This is a genomic window from Candidatus Deferrimicrobiaceae bacterium (assembly GCA_036504035.1).
GTDB lineage: Bacteria > Desulfobacterota > Deferrimicrobia > Deferrimicrobiales > Deferrimicrobiaceae > JANXPS01.
Map to the genome: position 1 here is coordinate 570,389 of DASXVV010000006.1, position 26,302 is coordinate 596,690.

Annotated in this window: 23 protein-coding genes and 1 tRNA gene; 16 read left to right on the forward strand and 8 right to left on the reverse strand. The window is 67.4% G+C overall.

Going from position 1 to position 26,302, the window contains the following annotated elements:
• The first annotated feature begins 40 nt into the window (after positions 1-40).
• Entirely contained in the window at positions 41-1,717 is a 1,677-nt protein-coding gene (gene ettA, locus VGK27_03915; GenBank protein HEY3489256.1) for an energy-dependent translational throttle protein EttA, read from the forward strand.
• Positions 1,718-1,747: 30 nt separating this feature from the next.
• Here the strand turns inward: ettA and hemG are convergent, their stop codons facing one another.
• Genes hemG through VGK27_03935 form a run of 4 tightly spaced genes read right to left on the reverse strand, consistent with a single transcriptional unit; the run spans position 1,748 to position 6,318 of the window.
• Complete coding sequence (gene hemG / locus VGK27_03920; GenBank protein HEY3489257.1) at positions 1,748-3,151, reverse strand: protoporphyrinogen oxidase; 1,404 nt, start codon at positions 3,149-3,151, stop codon at positions 1,748-1,750.
• A 5-nt stretch (positions 3,152-3,156) separates the two neighbouring features.
• Entirely contained in the window at positions 3,157-4,149 is a 993-nt protein-coding gene (gene hemH / locus VGK27_03925; protein ID HEY3489258.1) for a ferrochelatase, read from the reverse strand.
• Positions 4,146-5,177 carry a uroporphyrinogen decarboxylase gene (gene hemE / locus VGK27_03930; GenBank protein HEY3489259.1) on the reverse strand — a complete coding sequence of 344 codons (1,032 nt, stop codon included), beginning with the start codon at positions 5,175-5,177 and terminating at the stop codon, positions 4,146-4,148. Before hemE ends, hemH begins: the two co-directional genes overlap by 4 nt.
• A gap of 52 nt (positions 5,178-5,229) precedes the next feature.
• Positions 5,230-6,318 (reverse strand): radical SAM protein, encoded by a 1,089-nt coding sequence (locus VGK27_03935; protein HEY3489260.1) that lies wholly within the window; start codon positions 6,316-6,318, stop codon positions 5,230-5,232.
• An 87-nt stretch (positions 6,319-6,405) separates the two neighbouring features.
• On the opposite strand from VGK27_03935, the gene VGK27_03940 reads away from it, so the two are divergent.
• The 6 genes from VGK27_03940 (at position 6,406) to VGK27_03965 (ending at position 10,342) form a co-directional block, all read left to right on the forward strand.
• A complete protein-coding gene (locus tag VGK27_03940) occupies positions 6,406-7,257 on the forward strand; it encodes a hypothetical protein (GenBank protein HEY3489261.1) in 852 nt (283 codons plus the stop codon).
• Positions 7,258-7,345: 88 nt separating this feature from the next.
• Positions 7,346-8,410: a magnesium/cobalt transporter CorA gene (gene corA / locus VGK27_03945; protein HEY3489262.1), complete on the forward strand. Its 1,065-nt coding sequence runs from the start codon at positions 7,346-7,348 to the stop codon at positions 8,408-8,410.
• A gap of 31 nt (positions 8,411-8,441) precedes the next feature.
• Positions 8,442-9,452, forward strand: a complete 1,011-nt coding sequence (locus VGK27_03950; GenBank protein HEY3489263.1) for an NAD(P)/FAD-dependent oxidoreductase — start codon at positions 8,442-8,444, stop codon at positions 9,450-9,452.
• Positions 9,453-9,566: 114 nt separating this feature from the next.
• A tRNA-Asn gene (locus tag VGK27_03955) sits at positions 9,567-9,641 on the forward strand.
• 78 nt (positions 9,642-9,719) lie between these two features.
• The gene (locus VGK27_03960; protein ID HEY3489264.1) at positions 9,720-9,944 is read left to right on the forward strand and encodes an AbrB/MazE/SpoVT family DNA-binding domain-containing protein; all 225 of its coding nucleotides are present in this window, start codon (positions 9,720-9,722) and stop codon (positions 9,942-9,944) included.
• Entirely contained in the window at positions 9,941-10,342 is a 402-nt protein-coding gene (locus tag VGK27_03965) for a type II toxin-antitoxin system death-on-curing family toxin (GenBank protein HEY3489265.1), read from the forward strand. Before VGK27_03960 ends, VGK27_03965 begins: the two co-directional genes overlap by 4 nt.
• 225 nt (positions 10,343-10,567) lie before the next feature.
• Here VGK27_03965 and VGK27_03970 read toward each other — a convergent pair whose 3' ends face one another.
• Positions 10,568-11,938, reverse strand: a complete 1,371-nt coding sequence (locus tag VGK27_03970) for an ELWxxDGT repeat protein (protein HEY3489266.1) — start codon at positions 11,936-11,938, stop codon at positions 10,568-10,570.
• Between the two features lie 120 nt (positions 11,939-12,058).
• A complete protein-coding gene (locus VGK27_03975) occupies positions 12,059-13,519 on the reverse strand; it encodes a phospholipase D-like domain-containing protein (protein HEY3489267.1) in 1,461 nt (486 codons plus the stop codon).
• 83 nt (positions 13,520-13,602) lie between these two features.
• Here VGK27_03975 and VGK27_03980 point away from each other — a divergent pair, with 83 nt between their 5' ends.
• Positions 13,603-15,702, forward strand: a complete 2,100-nt coding sequence (locus tag VGK27_03980) for an ATP-binding protein (GenBank protein ID HEY3489268.1) — start codon at positions 13,603-13,605, stop codon at positions 15,700-15,702.
• A gap of 42 nt (positions 15,703-15,744) precedes the next feature.
• On the opposite strand, the gene VGK27_03985 is transcribed toward VGK27_03980, so the two are convergent.
• Positions 15,745-17,187 (reverse strand): SDR family oxidoreductase, encoded by a 1,443-nt coding sequence (locus VGK27_03985; GenBank protein ID HEY3489269.1) that lies wholly within the window; start codon positions 17,185-17,187, stop codon positions 15,745-15,747.
• Between the two features lies 1 nt (position 17,188).
• Positions 17,189-18,193: an outer membrane beta-barrel protein gene (locus VGK27_03990; protein HEY3489270.1), complete on the reverse strand. Its 1,005-nt coding sequence runs from the start codon at positions 18,191-18,193 to the stop codon at positions 17,189-17,191.
• 116 nt (positions 18,194-18,309) lie between these two features.
• Here VGK27_03990 and VGK27_03995 point away from each other — a divergent pair, with 116 nt between their 5' ends.
• The 8 genes from VGK27_03995 (at position 18,310) to VGK27_04030 (ending at position 26,225) form a co-directional block, all read left to right on the forward strand.
• Complete coding sequence (locus VGK27_03995; GenBank protein ID HEY3489271.1) at positions 18,310-19,476, forward strand: 8-amino-7-oxononanoate synthase; 1,167 nt, start codon at positions 18,310-18,312, stop codon at positions 19,474-19,476.
• Entirely contained in the window at positions 19,473-20,171 is a 699-nt protein-coding gene (locus tag VGK27_04000; GenBank protein ID HEY3489272.1) for an alpha/beta fold hydrolase, read from the forward strand. Before VGK27_03995 ends, VGK27_04000 begins: the two co-directional genes overlap by 4 nt.
• A complete protein-coding gene (locus VGK27_04005; protein ID HEY3489273.1) occupies positions 20,168-20,962 on the forward strand; it encodes a methyltransferase domain-containing protein in 795 nt (264 codons plus the stop codon). Before VGK27_04000 ends, VGK27_04005 begins: the two co-directional genes overlap by 4 nt.
• Positions 20,959-21,693 (forward strand): dethiobiotin synthase, encoded by a 735-nt coding sequence (gene bioD, locus VGK27_04010; protein ID HEY3489274.1) that lies wholly within the window; start codon positions 20,959-20,961, stop codon positions 21,691-21,693. Before VGK27_04005 ends, bioD begins: the two co-directional genes overlap by 4 nt.
• Positions 21,690-23,012 (forward strand): adenosylmethionine--8-amino-7-oxononanoate transaminase, encoded by a 1,323-nt coding sequence (gene bioA / locus VGK27_04015; GenBank protein ID HEY3489275.1) that lies wholly within the window; start codon positions 21,690-21,692, stop codon positions 23,010-23,012. Before bioD ends, bioA begins: the two co-directional genes overlap by 4 nt.
• Positions 23,009-23,590, forward strand: coding sequence for a flavodoxin family protein (locus VGK27_04020; protein ID HEY3489276.1), 582 nt, complete (start codon positions 23,009-23,011; stop codon positions 23,588-23,590). Before bioA ends, VGK27_04020 begins: the two co-directional genes overlap by 4 nt.
• Before the next feature lie 28 nt (positions 23,591-23,618).
• The gene (locus tag VGK27_04025; protein ID HEY3489277.1) at positions 23,619-24,359 is read left to right on the forward strand and encodes a TerC family protein; all 741 of its coding nucleotides are present in this window, start codon (positions 23,619-23,621) and stop codon (positions 24,357-24,359) included.
• A 150-nt stretch (positions 24,360-24,509) separates the two neighbouring features.
• A complete protein-coding gene (locus tag VGK27_04030) occupies positions 24,510-26,225 on the forward strand; it encodes an OmpA family protein (GenBank protein HEY3489278.1) in 1,716 nt (571 codons plus the stop codon).
• Positions 26,226-26,302 lie beyond the last annotated feature (77 nt).

Below are 26,302 nucleotides of genomic sequence, written 5' to 3' on the forward strand. Positions count from 1 at the left end.
GTTTCTCTCCCGTAATCCATCTCCCGAAGGAGTTTTCGATATGGCCGTCCAGTACGTGTACACGATGAAGGCGCTAGGCAAGGTGGTCCCGCCCAAGCGGATGATCCTCGAGGATATCTGGCTCTCGTTCTACCCCGGCGCGAAGATCGGCGTCCTGGGCCTCAACGGCGCGGGCAAGTCGACGCTGCTCAGGATCATGGCGGGGGTGGACAAGGAATTCCTGGGCGAGGCAGCGCCTGCGCCCGGCATCTCGGTAGGCTTCCTGCCGCAGGAGCCGCAGCTCGATCCGGAAAAGACCGTCCAGCAGTGCGTCGAGGAGGGCGTGGCCGAAACGCGCGCGCTGCTCGACCGCTTCGAGGAGATCAGCCAGAAGTTCGCCGACCCGATGGGCGACGACGAGATGGAGAAGCTGCTCGCCGAGCAGGGGAAGCTGCAGGACGCGATCGACGCGGCCGACGCCTGGGAGCTCGACCGCCGTCTCGAGATCGCGATGGACGCGCTGCGCCTGCCGCCTGCCGACGCGATCGTAGGGCCGCTATCGGGCGGCGAGAAACGCCGCGTGGCGCTGTGCCGGCTGCTGCTCCAGCATCCCGACATCCTGCTGCTCGACGAGCCGACCAACCATCTCGACGCCGAGTCGGTCGCCTGGCTCGAACGGTTTCTCGTCGAATATCCCGGCACCGTGGTCGCCGTCACGCACGACCGCTACTTCCTCGACAACGCGGCCGGCTGGATCCTCGAACTCGACCGGGGGCGCGGCATCCCTTGGGAGGGCAACTACTCCTCGTGGCTCGAGCAGAAGGAAGAGCGGCTCGCCCAGGAAGAGAAGTCCGCGGTCACCCGGCGCAAGACGCTCGCGCGCGAGCTCGAGTGGATCCGGATGGGGACCAAGGCGCGCCACGCCAAGGGGCAGGCGCGCATTAACCAGTACGAGAAGCTCTTGAACGAGGAGCAGCTCGACAAGTACGAGGCGGGTTCGATCGTCATCCCGCCGGGGCCGCGGCTGGGCGACCTGGTCATCGAGGCCGAGGGGCTGTCGAAGGCGTTCGGCGACCGGGTCATCTTCGACAACCTGGGCTTCCGGCTTCCGCCGGGCGGCATCGTCGGCGTCATCGGGCCCAACGGGGCGGGGAAGTCGACGCTGTTGCGGATGCTGACGGGGCTCGAGACGGCGGATTCCGGCACGATCAAGATCGGCCCGACCGTGCAGATCGCCTACGTCGACCAGTCGCGTGATGCGCTCAACCCGTCGAAGACGGTCCACGAGGAGATCTCGGGAGGGGCCGACACGATCGAGCTGGGCAAGCGCAAGGTGGCGTCGCGCGCGTATTGCGCCGCGTTCAACTTCAAGGGCTCCGACCAGCAGAAGCGGGTGGGCGACCTCTCGGGCGGGGAGCGGAACCGGGTACACCTGGCGAAGCTGCTCAAGACCGGCGGCAACCTGATCCTGCTCGACGAGCCGACCAACGACCTCGACGTCGACACGCTCCGCTCGCTCGAGGAGGCGCTGGTCGACTTCGCGGGCTGCGCGGTGGTCGTGTCGCACGACCGCTGGTTCCTCGACCGGATCGCGACGCACATGCTGGCGTTCGAGGACGACGGCTCGGTGGTGTGGTTCGAGGGGAATTTCCAGGATTACGAGGAAGACCGCAAGAAGCGGCTCGGCGTCGCGGCCGACCAGCCGCACCGGATGCAGTTCAAGCGGCTGCGGCGCTAATACCCCCGAAGTTGATCGAGGGACACGACTTTACACCAGCTCCTTGCAAAGCCGTTGCGCGGCGAGGCGCGACTGCAGGACGCAGTCGTTGAGCGAGACGCCTCGGTAGGCGTTGCTGTTGAGATAGAGCCCCGGGAAAGCCGCGAGCGCCGCGTCAATCCGGTCGAGCAGCCGGGCGTGGCCGACGAAGTATTGCGGGATCCCCTTCTCGTGGAAGAAGACGCGCCCCAGCACCGGCTCGGCCCCGATCCCCATGATGTCGCGGAACTCCTGGCGGACGATCCGGACCAGTTCGGCGGCCGGGATCGACGCCAGCTCGGGAGCGCGGGCGCCGCCCACCATGGCGCGGATCAGCGCCTTGCCCTGCGGTGCGCGGTTGGGAAACACGCTCGAGTCCCACAGCGCGCCCAGGATCTTGCGCTGTTCCTTGCGCGGGATGAGGAAGCCGAAGCCGTCGAGCGGGTTCTCGAGCGTGGCCTTGTCGTAGCCGATCGCGACTACCGAGACGGGCGCGTAGGGAATGGAGGCGAGGGCGTCCGCCATCGAGGGGTCGAGCCGGGAGAGCTGCGCGCTCGCCGCGTAAGCCGGCGTCGAGACGACCACCGCGTCGGCCAGGATCTCGTCCTGCTTGCCGCGCTCGGTCACCGAGATCCGGAAGCGGCCGTCTTTGCGCTCGATCCGGTCGACCGACACGCCGGTGTGCAGCCCTTCGGCCAGCTCGGCGGACAGGAGGTCGACCAGCACCTGCACCCCTTCGTCGAACGAGGTGAGGACGCCGCCGGGGCCGGCCGACATCACCTGCTTCACGCCCTTGCGCCGCTTCTCCTGCCGGATCGCGAGCATCCCCTTGACGAGGCTTCCGTACTTCATCTCCATGTCGTGGATCGTGGGAAAGCAGCTTTTGAGCGACATTCGCTCGGGGTCGCCGCAGAAGATGCCGGTGACCATCGGGTCGAGCAGCTTCTCGAGCGCCTCGGGACCCAGGCGCCGCCGGGCGAAATCGCCCAGCGTCTCGTCCTCGATCATCCGGGAGGGCGGCTTGGCGAACGGTTCCATGCAGATGCGCAGCTTGCCGCCGGTCGTCATCAGCTTCGACTTGAGGAAGGCGCCGGGCGATTCGGGCAGGCGGTGGAGCATGCCGCCCGAGAAGATGAAGCGCTTGCGCGCCAGGTCGGAGGAACGCGCCAGCCGGTCTTCGGCACCCAACTCGCGGACGAGCTCGAGCGAATACGGCTTGTTGGTCAGGAATCCGTTGGGGCCCCATTCCATGTTGAAGCCGTCCTGCCGGACCGTGCGCATCTTGCCGCCGGGGACATCCTCCGTTTCGAGGATGAGGATCTCGGCGTCGCGCTTGGCGGCCGACAGCTCCCGGACGAGATAATGGGCGGTGCAAAGGCCCGAGATTCCGGCCCCGACGATAGCGATGCGCGGCATGAGCGTTACCTCCCCTGAATTTCCCGAAAGACGATATCACGAAGGACGGCGATGAACGCCGGGTCATCGCCGAGCGTGGGGGTGCGGATGAAGCGGGCGATGCCGGCGGCTTCCGCGTCGGCCCGGAGGCGGATGTCGAGCTCGTGCAGCGTCTCGATGTGCTCGGAGACGAAGCTGACCGGCACGACCACCAGCGTCTTGACGCCCGCCGCCGCCAACCGCTTCGTTTCGTCGATCGTGTCGGGGCCGAGCCAGACCGCGCGTCCCGCCCGACTCTGGAACGAGATCGAGCGCGGGATGCCCGGGAACCAGGTGCCGATGGCGGATACGCATCGCCTGATCTCGGCCTCGTAAGGGTCGCCCCCGTCGATGAACGCCTGCGGGACGCCGTGGGCGCTGAAAAGAAGGTGCATCCCGTCGGTTGGGACCCCGCGGATCGCCTCGGTGATCTTTCCCGCCATCGCGGCGACGTACCCGGGATGGTCGGGGTAGGAGCGGATCTCCCGGAGCGGTACGGAGAATCCCGCCCAGCGCATCCAGCGCTTGAGGTCGTTGAGACTGGAGCCGGTCGTGGCGGCGCAGTAGTGCGGGTAGAGCGGCAGCGCGACGACCTCGGTGATCCCGTCCCCCATCATCTGAAGCACCGCGTGCTTCGCCAGCGGGTGCCAGTAGCGCATCCCCGCGTAGACCCGGAAGTCGCGGTCGCCGGCAGAGCCGGCGGCGAGGGCGGCCTCGAGCGCGCGCGCCTGATCTCCGGTGATCCGGGCGATGGGGGAGCCGCCGCCGATGTCGGCGTAATATTTACGGACGTGGCGCGCCCGGAAGCCCGACACGAGCCAGGCGAAGATCGGCTGGGTGAGGAAGGCCGCGGGAAGCCGAATCAGCTCCTTGTCGGAAAACAGGTTCGCGAGGAAGGGGCGGACGGCGGACAGCGTGTCCGGCCCCCCCATGTTGAGGAGGACGACGCCGGTCTTCTTGCGTACCGCGGTGTCGGTCAACTGCTGAGGGCGTGCACCGCTTCGACCATGGCGATGGCATTTTCGGGCGGAACCGTCGGCAGGATGCCGTGCCCGAGGTTGAAGATGTGGCCCGGGCGCCCGGCGTTCTCGTCGAGGACGCGCCGCACCTCCCGCTCGATGACCGGCTTCGGCGCGAAGAGCACCGTCGGGTCGAGGTTGCCCTGCACGGCCATCTTGTCGCCAAGGATGTCGCGCGCCTTGCCCAGGTTGATGTGCCAGTCGAGCCCCATGACGTCGCCGCCCGCCTGCGCCACGATGTCGAGCATCGTGCCGGCGCCCTTGACGAAGTGGATGACGGGGACGTCCTTGGCCTCGAGCCCGCCGATCAGCCGCTGCGTGTAGGGCAGCACGAAGTGCGCGTAGTCGGACGGGGAGAGGACGCCGCCCCACGTATCGAAGATCTGGATGGCCTGTGCGCCCGCCTTGATCTGAGCGTTGAGGTAGCGCGTGTCCATCGCGGTGATCTTGTCCATCAGCGCCGCGTAGACGTCGGGGGCTGCGTACATCATCTTCTTGATCCAGGCGAAATCCTTGGAGCCCTTCCCCTCGACCATGTAGCAGGCGAGCGTGAAGGGCGCTCCGCCGAAGCCGATGAGCGGCACACGGCCTTCAAGCGCCCGCCGCAGCATCTTGATCGTCTCCATCACGTAGGGCACGCCTTCCTCGGGGTCGGGGACGATCAGCGCATCGACGTCGGCCATGGTGCGCACGGGATGCTCGAAGACCGGGCCCGGGACGAAATCGAGCTTGAGCCCCATCGGTTCGATCGGCGTCAGGATGTCGGAGAAGAGGATGGCGGCGTCGACCTTCAGGACGTCGACCGGCTGGATCGACACCTCGGCGGCCAGCTCGGGCGTCTTGCACAGCTCGAGGAACGACACCTTCGAGCGGACCTTCATGTAGTCGGGCAGGTAGCGTCCGGCCTGGCGCATCAGCCACACGGGGGTCATGTCGACCGGCTCGCGCCGGCAGGCCTTCAGGAAACGGTAGTCGCTCATCGTCGTCATCTCTCCGGATCTATAGGTTGTCATCGGATCTTTATCAGGCGATTCGGCGGGGTTATTTCCCCTCGGCCTCGAGCCGCTTGCGCGTCTTGATCGGCACGTAGTTGCAGAACGGTTCCTCTTCCATGTAATCACCCGTGACGGCGTCGGCCCGGGCGCGGCATCCGCCGCAGACGTTGAGGTACTCGCACTCGCCGCACTTGCCCTTGTAGGCCTTGAAGTCGCGCAGCTCCTTGAAGATCTCGGAGTTTTCCCAGATCTCTCGGAACGGCGTGGTCTTGACGTTGCCCGCCGACCGGTGGAAGTAAGAACAGGGCTTGACGTTACCGAAGCAGTCGATCAGGCAGATGGTCTGGGCCGCGATGCAGCCCTTGCCGCCGCCGGTCGAGAAGGTGAGCGAGCGCCGCTCGAACTTGACCCCTTCGGCCTTGGCGCGCTGCGGCACCACCCGGTAGTAGTGGGGCGCACAGGTGGGGCGCATGAGGATCTCGTCCTCGAGCTTCTCCTGCTGGTAGTGCCACTCGAGGATCTCCTCGTAGTCGTCCTTGGAGATCAGCTCGGACATGATCTCCTCGCCGCGGCCGGTCGGAACGATCATGAACATGTACCATGCAGTGGCGCCCAGCGACTTGGCCATCTTGAACGTGGCGGCGATGTCATGCTGGTTGCGCTTGGTGAACGACGAGTTGATCAGGAACTTGATGCCGTGCTTGCGGAATTTCTCGGCCGCGTTGACGACGCCCGCGAAGGCGCCGGGGCACTGGCGGAAGTTGTCGTGCAGCTCGGGCGTGGAGCCGTCGAGCGAGAGCGACACCATCTTGATCTCGGACGCCTTCATCTTCTCGCAGATCTCGTCGGTGACGAGGGCGCCGTTGGACGCCATGCACATCCGCAGCCCGAGCGACGTGCCGTACGACGCCAGCTCGAAGATGTCCTTGCGGATCAGCGGCTCGCCGCCGGAGAGCACGACGACCGGCTTGGAGAAGTCGGCGATCTCCTTCAGCAGCTTCTTGCCCTCTTCGGTGGTGAAATCGCCTTCGGAGGAGGTCATGTCGGAGGAGCATCGGCAATGGACGCAGCGCAGGTTGCAGCGCTGGGTGGTTTCCCATGCAACCCATTTAGGGATGAATTCTTGCGTGGCCACAACATATCCTTTCGGGGAACGATCAACCGCCTGGCGGGTTTATTCTTATTATATAAGCATTCTTCGTTCCAGGCAGGAGGAAAAGCCATGAACCGACTTCACATCGCCGCCCTGATCCCGGCCGCGGCGATCCTGTTTTTCGCATCCGGCGCATTCGCGGCGGGACTAACCGTCGACTTGAAGAACGATGATGCGCGCTCGGTCTCCATCTCTATCGGTGCCGACAACGGCGTCACGCCCGAGAGCGATTTCGAGGTGGTGATCGACGCCGAACACACGATCCCTGTCTTTCCAGTCGAGATCTTTCCGCTGCGGTTCTGGAGCGCTCCTCTGGCCCCCGACGATTACGATGCGATCCGAACCGGGATGGCCATCCAGCCGCTCAAGGCCGACAAGACCACCCACAGGCTGATGCGGAAGATGGCCGCCGAGCAGCAGAAGACGTTGCGTCGGGAGCAGGCCGAGGTGAAGCGGGCCGAAACCGGGAAGAAGCTGGACGACCTGCTGGCCCGCCGGGCGCGTCTCGTGGCGCAGAAGGATAAGATCGACGGCTGGATCGTGGACGCCGATCGCGGCCTCGCCGACGAGACCGACCGGGCCCAATGGCGTGACGACAGCGCCGACCAGGACATCGCCCGGTCCCAGCAGCGCATCGACGACCTTACCGACCAGCGCAACGAGCTGCAGGCGCAACGCGATGCCTTGCCGCGCAAGGACCGCGCCGGTTACGACCGGCTGACCAGCCAGATCACGTCGGTCAACGCCGGCATCGCCTCCGAGCGCAACTCGCTGCGTTATGCGCAGGATCGCAAGCGCGACAGCCGAACGTTCGTCGACCGGGGCGTGCGCGACAAACGCAAGCTCCAGGCCGACCGCGACGCGCTCGCCGTCGAGATACGGGCGCTCGACCGGGAGATCGCCAACATGCGGGAAAAGTGAGCGGGCGGGCCGCCCTCTTCCGAGGTCATCTGCGGTAAAGTATCCGGAAGAACCGTTGCGGGAAGCGCGGGAGGCGAAAGCAAAAAGATTGGCCCACAGGCGCAGGAAACGATGGCAGAAGCCCGGCACCATGCCGGGAACGCTGACGGCGCACGCCGAGGCAGCGCTGTGCCCGGTCTCGCTGTCCGCGATCGCCTACGACGAGCACGACTATCGCGAATGGACGCTGCCCGTTTCGGAGGTGGCGACCCTCGCCCCGCCCGGGAACGGCGTCCTGTGGATCGATGTCTGCGGGCTGGGCGACCCGGCCGTCGTCCAGGCGATCGGCGACCGGTTCCATTTTCATCGCCTCGCGCTCGAGGACGTCCTCAACGTGCCGCAGCGCCCGAAAGTCGACAGCTACGAGGGGCATCGGCTGATCGTGCTCCGCGAGTTCCGCTACCCGGAGCCGCCCGAGCAGGTCAGCATGTTCCTGGCGCCCGGCGTCGTGGTCACCTTCCAGGAGCGCCCGGGCGACGCGTTCGAGCCGGTGCGCGAGCGGCTTCGCAAGGCGGCGGGAGCGATCCGTTCCAGCGGCGCCGATCTCCTGGCCTACGCGCTTTGCGACGCGGTCATCGACTCCTTTTTCCCCGCGCTCGAGAAGATCGGGGATCTCGTCGACCTCCTCGAGGACAAGGTGCTCGCCGAGCCGGTGCCCGACACGTTCCGCGAGATCCGGAACCTGAAGCGGCTGCTGCTCGACGTGCGCCACGCCTCCTGGCCCGCCCGCGATGCGATAAACGAGTTGATCCGCGACGAGTCGGGGCTGATCGCCCCGGGGACGAAGACCTACCTGCGCGACTGCTACGACCACACGGTGCAGGTGCTCGACATGGTCGAAACCTACCGCGAGGTGGCCTCGAGCCTGGTCGACGAATACATGACCTCGGTGTCCAACCGGATGAACGAGATCATGAAAGTGCTCACCATCATCGCAACGATCTTCATGCCGCTGTCGTTCGTGGTCGGGCTTTACGGAATGAATTTCGACCGGACCTCGCCGTACAACCTGCCCGAGCTGGGATGGCGCTACGGATATCCGGCGGTGCTGCTGCTGATGGCGGTCGCGACGGCGGGCATGATCTGGTTTTTCAGGCGGAAAAAATGGATGTGACCGGATCCGGAATGCAAAAGGGGGACACGCGATGCGCTGCTTGATCCTTGGGAACGGCCCCGCGGGCATCGCGGCGGCTAAGGCGATCCGTGGGCGAGACGCCGGGGCGGAGATCCTGGTCGTCGGCGACGAGGCGGCGGCGCCGTACCTGCGGCCGCTGCTGACCGACGTGATCTCCGGCGAACGGCTGCCCGAAACGCTCGTCAACCCGCAGGCCGCCGACCTGGCCGAGCAGGGCATCGCGATGCGGCTTTGCGCGAAAGCGACGCATCTCGACCCGCGCGCCCGCACCGTGGAATTTTCCGACGGGACGACCGAGCGGTACGACGCGCTGCTGATCGCGACCGGCGGCCGGCCGGCGATCCCGCACAAGCTCCGGGGGTTCAAGGCGCAGGTCGTCGCGCTGGACTCCCTCGGCAACGCGCTGCGCATCCGGGACCGCGCGACGGCGTCGGGCGTCGTCGCCGTGCTCGGCCCCGGCTTCCTGGCGGCGGTGACGGCGCTCTCCCTGCGCAAGGCGGGGCGGTCGATCGTCTGGATGAAGCCGGGCGAGCCGCGCTTCGGCAATCCCGAAGGGGGCAAGGTCGACGCGGAGGTGCTGGCGGCGGCCCGCGCCGCGGGCATCGTGGTGCTGGACGGGGCGGGAATCGGCGAGGCGCACGCGGAGGGCGACGGTCTGCGCCTCACGCCGAGCCGGGGCGGCGACCCGGTCGTCGTATCGATGGTCGTGATCGCCACCGAGCGCCACCCGAACACGGCGTTCCTGCGCGGCAGCGGCGTCGAATCGGGCATCGGCGTACTGGTCGACGACGCGCTGCGGACCAACCTGCCGGGCATCTTCGCGGCGGGCGATTGCGCCGAGCTCTACGACAAGACGACGCACGAGAGCCGCTTCAATTTCGGCTGGCGCAGCGCGATGGCGCAGGGGCATCTGGCGGGGGAGAACATGGCGGGGGCGGGCAAGGCGTACCTGCGCACGCGCGACGACTACTTCTGGCGGCTGTTCGGCCCGCCGCTGCGCGAGCGGTTCGGCCCGCGATAAGCATTCAGCCGGTAGCGGTTTGGTGGATGCCCGGAATCCTTCGCATCGCGGGCGTGTTATCTGCTTGACGGGCGGGTGACCGGGGGTTATATTTTTTGTCTGTCTTTTTAACGTTCCCTGGTAGCTCAACGGCAGAGCACCCGGCTGTTAACCGGGTTGTTGCAGGTTCGAAACCCGCCCAGGGAGCCAGAAATTCCAAGGCCCGCACAGGATTTCCTGCGCGGGCCTTTTCTTGTCATGGCTCCGATGCGCGGGTGAGGCGATGGCATGGTTACGGTGAAGATCCGGAAGATCGGGAACTCGGTGGGAGCCATCTTTCCCGCGGAGGTAGCCGCAAGGCTTCGGGTTCAGCCGGGGGACACGTTGGCTGTGACCGAGACGCCCGACGGGATACAGCTTTCCCCGTTCGACCCGGAGTTCGCTGACGCGATGAAGGCGTTCGAACACGGGCGAAAGAAGTATCGTAACGCGCTCAGGGCCCTTTCGAAGTGAAGCGCCGGATTCGCTGGGTCCCTGAAGCAGCGGTTCGCGCCGTGCACGGGGAACTGATCGCCGAGCACGGCGGGGTTCCCGGCATGCGCGATCCCGGTCTGCTGATTTCGGCCTTGGCGAGCCCTCGGAACCGGCGCGTTTACGGCGAGGCGTCCGGGATCGTCGAACTGGCGGCGGCATACGGAAGTGCGATCGCGCGGAACCACCCGTTTATCGACGGGAACAAGCGCGTCGCGCTGATGACGGGATTCATCTTCCTCGAAATGAACGGATGGCAGCTGGTCGCCACGGAAGTCGACGCGGTCGATGCAATGGTGCGGCTTGCGGTTGGATCGATGTCGGAAAAAGCATTGGCCGATTGGATCAGGACGAATAGCGAAAAGATCGGCGGAGCTTGACGCAGAACACTCCGGTTCCATCCGGGTCTGTCATGATCCAGCATGCCCAAGACCCGGGTTACCCGGCGCGGGAGAATCCTGCCCGACGAGCAAGGTCGGCCTGGGTGGCGATATTACCGGAAGGCCAAAGACGAGAGGGCTGCTTTCCTGTTCTGGAAGGCAGCCCTCTCGCGTTCCGTCGAGTCATGCAGGTTTCAAAGACGGGGAAACATCGGCGCTACCGGGTCACCAGTAGTACTCGAAGAAGGTGTAGGTTCCCGCGCCCCAGATTCCCGTTCCGGCCGCCGTGCCGTCGGAGGTCCAGAGGATTGATCCTTGGGAAGGCGTGGCCGCTCCAAACGGGAGGTTGGCGAGCTCCCCCGATACGTAGGCATTTTGCCACTTGCGGGCTTCGTACTGGAGCGAATAGGAGACATACGAGACCACGCCGGAGTCTGTCAGCTTGGTGGTGCCGGCCACGGTGCCGTCGGTGGCCCAGAGTTGGAGGGACGGGGAAGTGGGATCCGTGGCCTGGAAATAGAGCTTGCTGTTGTTGACGGTGAACCCCGGATCGTAGGCGCCATCACCCGGGTGGATGTCCGTCAGCATGGAGGTGCCCGCCGCGGTGCCGTCGGTGACCCAGAGTTCGCCGTTGAGAGGTTGGCCCGTGGCCGAGAAATAGAGCTTTCCGTTGTAAACGACGAACCGCCAGGGAAAGCCCCCCCCCGCGGCCGAGTTGATGTATTTGACCAGGGCGGTGCCGTTCGCGGTGCCGTCGGTGACCCAGAGTTCGCCTCCGTTGGCATTGAAATAGAGCTTGCCGTTGTAGAGAGTGAGCTCAGTGGCCCTGATGTCCTTGACCATGGTCGTGCCCGCCACGGTGCCGTCGGTGACCCAGAGTCCGAAGCTGTTGCCGTCATAGGCATTGAAATAGAGTTTGCCGTTGTAACCGGTGAACCCGTAGGGATAAGCGTCGCTCGTGCCCGGGTTGATGTCCTTGAGAAGGGTGGTGCCCGTCGCGGTTCCGTCGGTCACCCAGAGCTCACTCCCGTTGGTGCCGTCGGAGGCGCTGAAATAGAGCTTGTCATTGTAAACGGCGAACTCCCCCGGAGAAGAATCGCCCGTGCCCGGGTTGATGTCCTTGAGCATGGCGGTGCCGTTCGCGGTGCCGTCGGTGACCCAGAGTTCGTAGCCGTTCGTCCCGTCGGTGGCCTGGAAATAGATCTTGCCGTTGCAGGCGGTGAACTGGGGCACGATCGACCCGAGCGGGGGCAGATCGATGTGCTTGATGAAGGTGGTGCCGTCCGTGGTGCCGTCGGTGACCCAGATCCCGACCGCGCCGGTGATGTCGGTGGCCTGGAAATAGATCTTGCCGTTGCAGGCGGTGAACCCCCAGGGAGAGGAACCCGAGCCCGGGTAGATCGCCTTGAGGAGCGTCGCGACATTGTCTTTCAGGAGATAGGGCTCGGCCCCTGCCCCATTGTTCATCGCGAGGACTGCGAAGGGCGTCGCCGGGTTGGGGGCGGACGTCGATTTCCCACCCCAATGACATCCCTGGTAGAGCAGGGCTCCAAGCAGCATGACACCCACGTACAGCGATCGGGTCGATCCCGGCATTTAGTCTCCTCCATTTGGGAAATAACTCCCAAGGGTTATCGACAAAAAACGCCGGAAACTTTACTGGAATCCGCCCATCTGTCGGCCTTCCTGAGGTTGACCGACGGCATGATTCGGCAGTTATCCTGTTTTCCGCTTCCTGCTGCGGCGCAACCGGTAGCCCCGGTAAAGCAGCGCGATGCCGAACCAGACGAACAGCGCCAGCAGCGGGTACGCAAGACCGCGCGGGAAGAAGCCGAAGAGGAGGGCGAGCAGCAGGAACGCCGCGCCGGCCGTGACCGTCATGCGCGCCTCCACCGGCTCGATCACCCGCCGGCCCGTGAAGGCCGCGCCCAGGGCGTTGCCGAAGCGGATCGCGCTGGCGGCCGCCCGGCCTCCGCCCCCGCTGCCGACGGCCAGCGGCGCCCGCCGCCGCCTCGGCTCGCCCGGCGCGCGCACTTTTTGCTTCGCATCCAGCACCAGCTCGGTCGCGTTCGACAGGTCCTCGACGTACATCGCCTCCATCGCCTGCCCGAATCCCTCGTCCTCGACCACTGCGTCCAGCTCGCAGTTGCCGAACCAGCTGGCGAGGTTGAGGTTCGTCGACCCGACGCGCGCCCAGCGCCCGTCGGCGACGGCGGTCTTCGCGTGCAGCATCGACCCGTTCCATTCGAAGATCCGGACCCCCGCCTCCAGGAGCGGCCGGTAGCCCGCCCGGGACAACGGCTTGAGGATGGGGATATCGCTTCCGCCCGGGACCAGCAGCCGCACGTCGACGCCGTCCATCGCCGCCGCCCGCAACGCCTGCACGTAGGTGGTCGTCCCGGCGAAGTACGCATCCGTCAGCCAGATCCGCTCCCGGGCGAGCGCGGCGATGAGCTGGTCCACGCGGAACATTCCCGCCGTCGCGGGCACGGTTGCGACCACGCGCAGGCGCATGTCGCCGCCCCCGGCCGCGGCGTCGGTGCCGTCCGCTTCCTGCAAGGGCATCGGCTTGCCGGTCATGTCCCAGACCTGTGCAAACGCGCGCTCGATGTCCGCGACGGCGGCCCCGCGGACCGAGATGCCGGTGTCCCGCCACGGGTCGATATGCTTTTCGGGAATGCCTTCCCACATCTGTCCGACGCACAAGCCCGTGATGAATCCGACCTGCCCGTCGATCGCGATCATCTTGCGATGGTCGCGCGAGAGCCAGCCGAGCGGGCTGTCAAGACGGGGCGGATTGTAGCAACGCACTTCGACGCCGCCTGCCCGCATCCGGTCCCAGAACCGGCGCGAGGCGTTGCCGAGCCCGCCCATCCAGTCGTAGACGAGCCGGACGCGCACGCCCTCGCGCGCCTTCGCGATCAGCGCGTCGGCAAACCGATTCCCGACGTCGTCCGCATGGATGATGTAGCTTTCGAAGTGGATGTGATCGCGGGCCGCGGCGATGGCGTCGAGCCACGCCGGATAGTTCTCGCGGGCATCCTTGAGCAGCCGGACGTTTCCTTCGACGAGCGGCGCGCCGGCGGCGCGCGAAAAGGCCTGGTTCGCGAGCGCGCGCAGCGGCTGCGCGTCCTCACGATCGCGGCTGTCGCGCGCTGTGGAAGCATCCGTCGCCATGACCTATTCTTGCACGGATCAAGCCGCCCCGGCAGAAACCGGTATAATCCTCGTCAGTGTTGGCACATCCTGGCGGGAGGATCATGGGCAACGCCGCGACACGCTTCACGATCATCTTCGGACTGCTGCTGGTCATCGGCGGATGGACGGGATTCGCCGTGGTCTCCCGTCTCGACCGCGACCGGGAGATGGCGCGCGTCCGCAATGAAAACGCCTTCGTCGCCGTCGCGTTCGAGGAGCACGCCCGCCGGGTCATCCGGACCGCCGATACCGCGCTCCTCTACTTGAAAGACGAGTTCGAGAAGGGCGGCATCGTATCCCCGGGGATGCGGAATTTCATCCGGCTGACGAAGGACGACCTCCAGGCCGTCCAGCTCTCCGTCGCGGGTCCGGAAGGCGACATCATCTACAGTGCCGTCCCGCTGAAGTCCCCGGTCAACATCCGCGACCGCGAGCATTTTACGGTCCAGCGCGCAGGCCGCGGCGCCGGGCTCCATATCGGCAAGCCGGTGCTGAGCCGGTCGACGGGCGGCTGGACTTTCTTCCTCAGCCGCCGGATCTCCCGGCCGGACGGTTCCTTCGGCGGAACCGTCATGATCGGCCTCGACCCCTTCTACTTCAGCAAGGTTTATGGCAGCCTTCGTCTCGGCGAGGAGCGCAGCGGGCTGATCGCCGGAAACGACCACATCGTGCGCGTCCGCATCGCCCCGACCGAAAGACTTGTCGGGGACGACATCAGCGGGTACAGCCCGGTCTTCCGGGAGGCGGCCAAAAATCCGATCGGCCACTACGAGGTCGTCACTATCCGGGACGGGACGACGCGGATGGCGAGTTACAGGACGATGCCCGACTATCCGCTGGTCGTGATCATCTCGACCGTCAAGTCCGACGCGTTGTCCGGGTGGACGCACCGCCTGCGGCTGAATGCGGTCGCCGCCGCCCTGTTCACCCTGTTCGTCGCCGGCTTCTGCTTTTTCCTGGTTCGGGCGCAACGGCTCGCGGAAAAGAGCGAGGAGGAGACCCGGCAGCTCCAGGCCCGGCTGGTCCAGTCGCAGAAGATGGAGGCCATCGGGACGCTCGCCGGCGGCGTGGCCCACGATTTCAACAACATGCTGGGCGTCATCATCGGGCGCACCGAGCTGGCGATGGACCAGGTCGCGCCGGGAAGCACCCTGCATGAAAATCTTGAGGAGATCGGCAAGGCGGCGGAGCGGTCGGCCGACGTGACGCGGCAACTGCTGGCCTTCGCGCGGAAGCAGACGATCGCCCCGAAGGTGATCGACCTCAACGAGGGCCTTGAGTCGGTGCTCAAGATGATCCGCCGGCTCATCGGCGAAAACATCGACCTGTCCTGGAACCCGGGTCGGAACATCGGGAAGGTGAAGATCGACCCGTCGCAGGTCGACCAGATCCTGACCAACCTGGCGACCAACGCGCGGGATGCCATCACGGGCGCAGGGCGGGTGACGATCGAGACCGCCAACGCCACGCTCGACGCCGCTTACTGCAGCGGGCATCCGGGCTTCGTGCCGGGCGACTACGTCCTTCTCTCGGTCAGCGACGACGGCCACGGGATCGCGCGCGACAAGCTGCAAAGCATCTTCGACCCGTTCTTCACGACGAAGGGCCCCGGGAAGGGGACGGGGCTCGGGCTGGCGACGGTCTACGGGATCGTCAAGCAGAACGGCGGGGCGATCAACGTCTACAGCGAGCCCGGGGCCGGGACGACCTTCCGGATCTACCTGCCGCGGGTGGCCGGGGAGGACGCCGCCGCAGGGAGTGGCGACGCGCCGGTTCCGGTCTCGGGGGGCACGGAGACGATCCTGGTTTGCGAGGACGAGACGGCCAACCTGACCATGGCGACCCGGATGCTCGAATCGCTCGGCTACCGGGTGTTGGCGGCCGGCAGCCCCGAGCAGGCCATCTCGCTGGCCTCTTCTCCCGGGACGGCGATCGACCTGCTGCTCACCGACGTCGTGATGCCCGGCATGGACGGCTGGAAGCTGCACGACGCGATCATCGGCTTCCGCCCCGGACTCAAGTGCATCTTCATGTCGGGGTACACGGCGAACGTCATCGGCCAGCGGGGGGTGCTGGAAGCGGGCGTGACCTTCCTCCAGAAGCCGTTCTCGCGCAAGGAGCTGGGGACGCTGGTGCGCCGGACGCTCGACGGCGGGGCCTGACGAACCCTTCTTCCCGAACCGTTATTCCTGCTGCCCGAAGGGTCATTCCATTTCCGTGGCGCGGCGGACGATGCTCCGGATCATGTCGCTGAAGATGAAGGCGTGGAAGGGCAGCATCGAGTACCAGTACAGGTGACCGGCAATCCCTTCGGGGACGTGGCAGGCTGTCTGCACCAGCGTATCGCCCTCGATCCGGAACTCGAGCCAGGCCTTTCCCGCCACCTTCATCTGGGCCTCAAGAAGGAGCCGCTTGTCCTCCTGGAGGTCGACCACCCGCCAGACGTCCAGGAAGTCGCCCACCCGCAGCCCCGTTGCGGTGCGCCGCCCGACCGCGGTGCCGTAGCCGCCCGCCAGCTTGTCGATGAATCCCCGGATCTGCCACAGGATGTCGAAGGTGAACCACCCGGCGCTGCCGCCGATCGAGGTGACGGCCCGGAAGATGCGATGCGGCGGGATCGGGCCGAATCGTTCGCGGCGCACGTCGCAAAACTTCGCGCCGGCCATCGCCGCGTCGGCGTCGGTCCGGGCCTGGCCGGCGAGGCTGTCGGTCCAGCGGCTGGCGACGCGGTCTTCGTCGATCGCGAGCAGCGCCCGCCGGATCGCCCGGTCGACCGGAATGGGCGAGACCTCGGGGAAGACGGCCCGGGCATCCTCCTCGGGGCTCCCGGTTTCGGCGCGCCCTTGGCGCGCCAGCGTCCCGATGAGCGAGGAGGCCAGGCGCCACGACAGCGGGGAGGCGAGCGTCAGGAGGAGCGTCGACGCGCGCCGTCCGATGCCGGGGACTGGCAGGATGCGCAGCTTGCGCCCCATCGCCTCCGCGGTCCGGGAGACGAGATCCCGGATGCTGACCGGGGGCAGCCCGATGTCGACGACGATCGACCGGTCGCGCGGAAGGCGCGCGGCCCGCACCATGTATTCGATCGTGTCCGCGACGCCGGTCACGGCCGGCGTCGCATTCATCCACCGGGGCGCGAGCAGCACCGGCGCGTTCCGGGCCATGCCTCGCACCGCTTCGAAGAGCAGGCTGCCGGAGCCGAGGATGTAGTCGTTGCTCAGGCAGACGGTGCGGATCGCCTCGGGACGCGCCGACAGGATTTCCCCGATCTCGGCGAGCGAGCGGAAAGGGTGGCCGGTGTCTTCCCCCTTGCGGCCGCGGACGCCGAGGAAGACGATCCGGCCGACGCCCGCGTCGATGCACGCGTCGCGGAAGAGGCGGGCGAAGCGGCGGTTGCGGCCCGCATTCACGAAATCGGAGCGCAGGAAGCGGGTCGGGAAGTAGGCGACGTCGATCCCCTTCACGGCCCGGGCGAGCGTCTCCGCATCGAGCGGATCGCCCTCGACGATCTCGGCGCGGCCGCTCGCTTCCTCGTCGATCCGTCGGGCATCCCGGGTCAGCAACCGGAGACGGACGTCGGGGTCGCCAAGAAAGCGGTACATCAGCCGGACCCCGAGGTAGCTGTCCGGCCGGGTCAGCAGGATGTGCACGCTACTCCTCCCAGCGATAGCCGACGCCGCCGACGAAGATGTCGGTGTCGCGGTTGTTGCCGCTCACCACGCGATGCCAGTTGAAGCGGGTGATCCAGCGGTCCGCGAAACGCCATCCCGCGGTCAGCGACAGGATGCCTCCGAGGTCGCCCGGGTTGCCGCCCCGCGTTCCGTTCGGGTTGCGCGTGTCGATGAAGGCGTAGCCGCCCCCGCCGATCCCGAGCGCGAGCCGTCGGTCCATATAGAGATCGACCAGCCAGAGCTCGCCGGCCACGCCGTTGCGGCGGATCACGTCCTGGTCACCCTCGTAGATCCAGGAGAGGCTCGCATCGACGTGGTCCGCGATCCCCTTCCGGAATTCGACGCCGGCCGCGATTCCCTTCTGGTCTGCGAAGCTGTTGACCACCGACTGGCCTGCGAAGAGCATCGCTTCGTCGCCCGTCGTGCGCGAAGGCGGCTTGCAGGCCGACTCGGGCGGCAGGGGGCACGGTTCCGCCGGTGCGTTCCAGAGCCGGTAGCCGACGCCCAGGCCGTAGGTGTTGGTATCGACGTCGTGCGGGGGGTTCACCCGGTTCGCGGTGAAGCGGAAGAACCAGGGCGAGCGGAGGTAGTACGTTGCGGAGGCGGAATAGATTCCGGCCCAGTCGTTCACGTCGGCATAGCTGCCGGCGGGGCGCGGCTGCGTGTCCGAGTAGCGATAAATGCCGGCTCCGAAGTCGAGCGCCACCGCCCGGCGGAAGAGGGGAACGCTGCCCCAGAGCTGCGCGGCAAGCCCGTCGCGCTTGTGGCCGGGAACGTGTCCCTCGTTCAGGTAGGCGGCCGAGGCTGCGAAATTGGTAGCGAACCGGTAGCGGAAATCGATCTGCCAGCTCCGGTCGCGTCCCTCGCCTTTTTCGACCTGGGTCGTGCCGTACTGCAAGGCCAGTTCCTGAGCCGCCGCGGCGGCCGGGTGCATGGACAGGAGCAGCACGAGGGCGAGGGCGACGTGCGGTGCGCAGCGTTTCATCTCCCCATCATAAACGGCGGGGCTTGGCGCTACAATCGAACCGCTGTAAACTGGCCCGGGAATTATTAGGTTTACAGGCCGCAGGGCGAAGCGGCCGCGCATGGGAATGGTGGCGCATGGACTGGATCGAACAGGCACTGGAAAAGCAGGAACGGGACGGCTTGCTGCGCGGGACGACCGCCTGGCCCGCAACCGGCGGGCGGTTGGCGCTCGGGGCCGGACGGACGCTGCTCAACTTCTCCTCCAACGATTATCTCGACCTCGCGAACGACGCGCGCGTGAAGTCCGCCGCCTCGGAGGCGACGCTGCGCTCGGGTTGCGGCGCGACCGGATCGCGCCTCATGAGCGGGACGCTCCCGGTGCACGAGGCGCTCGAGGCGGCGCTGGCGCGGCTTTGCGGGACCGAGTCGGCGCTCGTGTTCGGGGGGGGATTCCCCATGAACGTCGGCATCCTCTCGGCGCTGGCCGGTCGCGACGACGTGATCTTCGCCGACCGCCTCAACCACGCGAGCCTCGTCGACGGGGCCCGGCTGTCGGGGGCGACGGTGAAGCGTTTTCCGCACAGCGATGCGGCGGCGCTTCGGCGGATGCTGGCGAAAACGCCGGTGCGCGGCAGGAGATTCGTCGTTTGCGAGTCGGTCTTCAGCATGGACGGCGACCTGGCCCCGCTGGCCGCCATCGGCGCGGCGGCCCGCGAACACGGCGCGATGTGGCTGGTCGACGAGGCGCACGCGATCGGCGTCTTCGGGGGCGGGGGCGGTTGCTGCCTCGCGCTCGACGCCCTGGCGCCGCGGCCCGACCTCGCGCTCGGCACGCTGGGCAAGTCGCTGGGCAGCTTCGGTGGATTTGCAGCGTGCAGCGCCACGGTGCGTCGCTTCCTCGTCAACCGGGCGCGCAGCTTCATCTACGCGACGGCACTGCCTCCCGGCGTCGCCGCGGCCGCGCTGGCGGCGGTCGGAATCGTCCTCGCCGAGCCGGCGCTGGGGGCGGGGCTGCTCGACCGGGCCCGCGCGTTCCACGTTCTCCTGTCGGACGCCGGCCTCCGGTTGCCGCCCTTCTCGTCCCAGATCCTGCCCGTGCACGTCGGGGACAACCGGCGGGCGCTCGAGTTCGCGAAAAGGCTGCGCGATAAAGACCTGCTCGCGGTGGCGATCCGCCCGCCGACGGTCCCGGCCGGCACGGCGCGGCTGCGGCTGTCGGTGACGCGGGCCCATTCGGAAGAAGACCTGGCGCACGCCGCGGCCGCGATCGCCGACGTGGCCCGCGCGCTGGAGATCGCTTGATTCCGGCGCACCGCATCATCTGTATCGGCGGGTGGGGCTCCACGAAGGACGTGTGGATCAACCTCGCGCGCGCGCTGCCCGAGTTCCGGCTTGAGCCGATCCCGTGGTGGAAGTGCCTCGACCCGGGCGTCGGCGCGCTCCGGACCGCCCTCGCGGCGGGGCGGCCGGCGCTGGTCGTCGGGTGGTCGCTGGGCGGCCTCGCCCTGCTGCGCACGCTGCAGGAAGGCATCGCCGGGGAGATTCCGGCTTGCCTCCTGGCGTCGACGGCGCGGATGACCGCGGACGACGGCTACCCGGGAACGGATCCGCGGGCCTTGCGCGCGATGCGGATGCGGCTTTCGCGCGACCCGGATGGCGTGATGGCCGATTTCGTGGCGTTGTGCGGCGCGCCGTCGCCCCCGGGCGATTTCGTGGCGCGGTACGTGGCCCGGTCCCGGGCCATCCCGCCGGGGATGCTGGCGGCGGGCCTGTCGTTCCTCGCCGACACCGACCTTCGCGCCGGATTACCGCACCTAGATTCCCCGTTGTTGTGGCTTCACGGGGAGGCCGATGCGGTCATCCCGGTCGACAGCGCCCGGGACGCGGCGGCGTACGGGCCTTCGATCCGGCTCGAGACGATTCCCGGCGTGGGCCACTCTTTCCCGATGACCCACACGCTGCTGGTCGCCGACCGGATTCGGCGGTGGCTCGCATGATCGCGGCCGCCGTCGACAAGGCCGCCGTCGCGCGCAATTTCTCGGAAGCCGCCGGCTCCTACGACGGCTGGGCGTCGGCGCAGGCCGCCATCGCAGGCGCGCTTGTGCGGCGGCTGCCCCCCGGGTTCGATCCCGCCCGGATCGCGGACCTCGGCTGCGGGACGGGGCGGCTGAGCGAGCTGCTGCTGGCCCGCTACCCTTCGGCGTCGCTCACGGGGCTCGACCTCGCCGACGGGATGATCGCGCATTGCCGGTCGCACGCGATCGGCGGCGGCCGCGCGGCGTTCCGGCGGGGCGACGCCGAGTGCCCGTCGTCGTTGCCGGACGGCGTCGACCTGATCGCATCGAGTTGCGCGGCCCAGTGGTTTTCCGACCTGCCGGCGACGCTGCGGATGTGGGCGGACGCGCTGCCGCCGGGCGGCGTGCTCGCGCTCGCGACACTCGTTCGGGGGGCATTTCCCGAGCTCGACGCGGCACACGCCGCTGCGACGGGGTCTCCCTTCCCCGGGCTCGCTTTCCCCGAGGCCGCCGCGCTCGCCCCGGTCGTCCGCGCCGCCGGGCTCCGGCTGCTGGCCGACGATCCGGTCGCCCCGCAGGCGACATACCCCGACGCGCTCGGTGCGCTCCGGTCGTTCCGGAAGATCGGCGCCCGCGTCCCCGGCCGGCCGTTGCTGTCCCCGCACGGGATGCGGCGGCTGCTCGCGGCGCTGGACCACACCCGCAACGCGGCCGGCGAAGTGACGCTGACCCATCGCGCGCACGTCCTCGTTGCGCAGAAGGAGTGTCGATGATGCGAGGCCTGTTCGTCACCGGCGCGGGCACCGACGTGGGGAAGACGACCGTCGCCGCCGGGCTGCTCCGGATGCTGCGGGCGCAAGGCCTCGACGCGGTCCCGATGAAGCCGGTCCAGACCGGGGCCCGGCGGGACGAGGACGGGACGCTCAACGCCCCCGACCTCGATGTGTCGCTCGCCGCCGCCGGGCTTTCGCCGGACGCCGCCGAGCGGGCGCGGATGTCCCCGTGCCTGTTCGAGCCGGCCTGCTCCCCCCACCTCGCCGCCCGGCTCTACGGCCGGCTGATCGACGCCGGGACGATCTTCGCGGCGGCGCAGTGGCTCTCGGCCCGCCACGACGCTTTGGTCGTCGAGGGCGCCGGCGGCGTCCTGGTTCCGATCGGCGAGGGGCGCACGATGGCCGATCTGATGGTATGCCTCGCCATGCCGGTCGTGCTGGTCTCGCCGGGGGGGCTGGGCGCGATCAACCACGCGCTCCTGTCGATCGAGGCGATTCGCAGCCGGGGGCTTCGCCTGCTTGGCGTGGTGATGACCGAAACGCACCGCGTCCCGGAAGTGTCGCGCTACATCCACGAGGACAACGTCCGCACCATCGCCGAGGCGGGGAAGACGAAGATCCTCGCCCGGATCCCGTACTTGGGCACGTCGCCGGACTGGGCGGCGATCGACACGGCGCTGGGCGGCTGCCAAGACATCCTGGAATACGAAGAGGAGACGAACTCGCCTTGAACATCGAAGACCTTCGACGCCGCGATGGCGCCTATCTTTGGCATCCGTACACCGAGATCACGTCTTTCGAACAGGAACGATTCCCGGTCGTCGACCGCGCGCGCGGCTGCACCCTGACCACCGTCGAGGGGGACGAGCTGCTCGACGGCATCGCTTCGTGGTGGTGCGCGAACTTGGGGCATGGCCACCCGAAAATCGTCGCGGCGATCCGGGAGCAGGCCGCGGTACTGCAGCACACGCTGCTGGGCGGCATGTCCCACCCGAATGCCGTCTTGCTTGCCGAGCGGCTGTCGGAAATCGCCCCGGGGGGCTTGAGCCACGCGATGTTCGGGGCCGACGGCTCGCTCGCGGTCGAGGCGGCGCTCAAGATCGCGCTGCAGTACTGGCACAACCTGGGCGAGCGCGGAAAGACGATCTTCATCGCGCTCGAGGAGGGCTACCACGGCGACACGATGGGGGCGATCGGCGTCGGCTACGTCGAGACGTTCCACGCCCCGTTCGCGGCGGCGGTCATCCCGTCGCTTCGCGCGCCGTCGCCGCACTGCAACCGTTGCCCGCTCGGGAAAAGCCCCGAAAGCTGCGCGATCGACTGCTTCGAGCCGATGGGCGACCTGATCCGCGACCATCGCGACACGTGCGCGGCGGTGATCGTCGAGCCGCTATGCCAGGCGGCGGGCGGGATGCGGATCTATCCGGAGGAATACCTTCGACGGTTGCGCGCCGCCTGCGACGAATCCGGCGTGCTGATGATCGCCGACGAGATCGCGACCGGCTTCGGCCGGACCGGCGCGATGTTCGCCTGCGACCGCGCGGGCATCGTCCCCGACATCATGACGATCGGCAAGGGGCTCACGGGGGGGACGCTGCCGATGAGCGCGACGCTCGCGACCGATACGATCTACGACGCGTTCCGGGCCGACGGCGGTCGCCCCCGCACCTTCTTCCACGGCACCACCTTCTGCGGGAACCCGATCACGAGCGCCGCCGCGCTGGCGGCCCTCGACGTCTACCGCGACGAGCGCATCGTCGAACGGACCCCCGCGCGGTCCGCGCAGCTCGAGGCGGGCATGCGTCTCGTCGCGGAAGCGCTGGGCGGGTCGCCGCTTCGGACGCTCGGCATGATCGCCGCGATCGAGATCGGCGAGAAGGAGGGCGGCGCGGCGCGCGCCCGTGCCGTCGTCGGCCGGGCGTTCGAGATGGGGCTGTTCGCCCGCCCGCTGGGGGCGACCGTTTATCTTTGGCCGCCGCTCACCGTCACGGAAAACGAACTCGGCCGGATGCTCGACATCCTGCTCCGCGCCGCGGGGGAGGTTCGATGAAAGTCGTCGCGTTCAACGGAAGTCCGCACAAGGCAGGCAATACGGAGACGCTCCTGCGCCGTGCCATGGCTGAGATCGAGGCCGAGGGGATCGGAACCGAGCTGGTCCACCTCGGGGGCCGGCCGATCCGGGGTTGCACGGCGTGTTTCAAATGCGTCGCCAGCAAGGACGGTCGCTGCGCGATCAAGAGCGACATCGTCAACGACTGCATCGAAAAGATGGCGGCGGCCGATGGCATCCTCATCGGCTCCCCGACCTATTTCGCCGACGTGACCGCCGAAACCAAGGCGCTGCTCGACCGGGCGGGGATGGTCGGGAAGGCCAACGGCGACCTGTTCCGCCGGAAGGCCGGCGCCGCCGTGGTCGCGGTCCGGCGGGCAGGCGCGCTCCACGCCTTCGACACGATCAACCATTTCTTCTTCATCGAGCAGATGATCGTCCCCGGCTCCAGCTACTGGAACCTCGGCATCGGCCGCGAACCGGGCGCCGTCGAAGGCGACGAGGAGGGCATCGCCACGATGACCACCCTCGGGAAAAACATGGCGTGGCTGCTGAAGGCGCTTCACGCCGCGAGGTGATATTCTTCCCTTCCGGAGGAGCCTCTTTATGGATTGGCTGACCGACCCGCAGGTCTGGCTGTCCCTTGCCACGCTGACCGCGCTCGAGATCGTGCTCGGGATCGACAACATCATCTTCGTCTCCATCCTGTCGGGGAAGTTGCCGGCCCATCAGCAGCGGAAAGGGCGGCTCCTGGGGCTCGGCCTGGCGATGTTCATCCGGATCGGGCTGCTCTGCTCCCTGTCCTGGCTCATGGGATTGACCGCGCCGCTGTTCATGGTGCTGGGGAACGCGATCTCGGGGCGCGACCTCATCCTGATCTCCGGCGGGCTGTTCCTGCTCGGGAAAAGCACGCTCGAGATCCACGAAAAGCTGGAAGGGGAAGCGTCTTCGTCCGCGCCTGTGCGCGTGGCCGTGTCGTTTTCCGGGGTGATCGTCCAGATCCTGCTCCTGGACATCGTTTTTTCGCTCGATTCGATCATCACCGCCCTCGGGATGTCGAACCGCCTTCCCGTCATGGTCGCTGCGGTCGTCATCTCGGTCTTCTTCATGATGCTGTTCTCCGGAAAGATCGGCACTTTTGTCGAAAGCCACCCGACCGTCAAGATGCTCGCGCTCAGCTTCCTGATCCTGATCGGCGTCGCCCTGATCGGCGACGGCCTCGACATGCACATCGCCAAGGGGTACATCTACTTCGCCATGGCGTTCTCGGTGATGGTCGAGATGCTGAATCTGCGCATCCGCGGCCAGGGGGCGCCGGTCAAATTCCACCAGCCGTTCGGGAAGTGACGCGCCCGGTCCTCTGGACCTCTTCGGCAAAATAGAGTAAATTTCAAGTAAGCGATCCATTTGCACCATGTTTTCGATGAACACGGCCATCGATATCCGGGCGGCGTCCTGCCGTCATGTTCGTGATCAATTCTCAGGGGGAGGAAAAAAATGAGGAAATCCGTCGCGGCAATTGCTGCATCGGCCTGCCTCGCGTTGGCGGCAACCGCCGGCGCCGAGATCCGGCCCCACAGCTACACCTTCTCGCCGTTCCTCGGCGGATACACGTTCGAGGGCGACCACCACGTCGAGACCAGCTTCGTCTTCGGGGCGCGCCTCGGGTATGACTACACCAAGCGGGTCGGCGTCGAAGCGCTGATCGACTTCGGGAAGACCGAGACCCACGGGGTCGTTCCCAAGCGCGACGTCCGGCTGACGACCGCCGGGGTCGAAGGGCTCTACTACCTCATGCCCGACAGCAAGTTCGTGCCGTTCCTGGCCGGCGGCGTCCGCGGCGTCAAGATCGAGGACACCCAGAACCATGTGACCGGCGAAGACCTCGACAAGGAGCGCGTCGCCCTCACCTACGGCGTCGGCGCCAAGTATTTCCTGGCGCCCGAGATTGCGCTTCGCGCCGACGTTCGTCACCTCGTGCTGTTCGACGAGGGATGGAACAACCTCGAGTACACGCTGGGCCTCGCATGGGTGTTCGGCGGCAAGCCCGCGCCGGCACCTGCCCCCATCGCGCCTCCTCCGCCGCCCCCGGCGGCGCCCACGGCCTCCCTGTCCGCGAACCCGTCCTCGATCGAGGCCGGCAAGTGCGCGAACCTAGACTGGTCGACGACCAATGCGACCAGCGTCTCGATCGACCAGGGCGTCGGCTCGGTCGGGACGAGCGGCTCGAAGCAGGTCTGCCCCACCGCCAGCACGAACTACACCATCACGGCCTCCGGCGCCGGCGGAACGGGCACCGCGTCCACGCAGCTCAACGTCACGCAGCCCCCGCCGCCACCGCCGCCCGCGGCGCCCACGGTTTCCATCGCTGCCAGCCCGGCCTCGATCGAGTCCGGCAAGTGCACGGACCTTTCCTGGTCCTCGTCCAACGCGACCAGCGCCTCGATCGACCAGGGCGTGGGGACCGTTCCTGTGAACGGTTCGAAGCAGGTCTGCCCCACCTCGAACGCGAACTACACGATCACGGCCTCGGGTGCGGGCGGCTCGCGGACCGCTTCCGCGCCGGTCACCGTCACGCAGCCCCCGCCGCCTGCCGCGCCTGCGGTGTCGATCTCGGCTTCCCCGGCGTCGATCCAGCAGGGCAACTGCACGAACCTGTCCTGGAACTCGTCCAACGCGACCAGCGCCTCGATCGACCAGGGCGTGGGCGCCGTTTCGCCGAACGGCTCGAAGTCGGTCTGCCCCACCGCCAACACGAACTACACGATCACGGCTTCGGGCGCGGGAGGTTCGCGCACGGCAGTCACCGGGGTATCGGTGACCATGCCCCCGCCGAAGGAGCCCACCAAGGAAGAGCTCACGATCACGCTGGCGGTCGAGTTCGATACGGCCAAATCGGTCGTGAAGTCGCAGTACCAGCCCGAGCTCGCGCGGGTCGCCGAGTTTATGAAGAAATACCCGCAGGTCAAGGGCGTCATCGAAGGCCATACCGACAACATCGGCAGCAAGGCCTATAACGAGAAACTCTCGCTCCAGCGCGCCAACGCGGTCAAGAAGCAGCTGGTCGAGAAGTACGGCATCGACGGGTCTCGGCTGACCACGGCCGGTTACGGTTTCTCCAAGCCGATCGCCGACAATGGCACCCCCGAGGGGCGTCAGAAGAACCGCCGCCTCGTGGCGAACTTCGACAAGGTCACGATCATCAAGCCGTAGCCGCCCGGCGCTTCCGGCGCCGACCGCACGGACCGGCCCGCGGGGTTTCACGACCCCGCGGGCCTTTTTTTGCATAA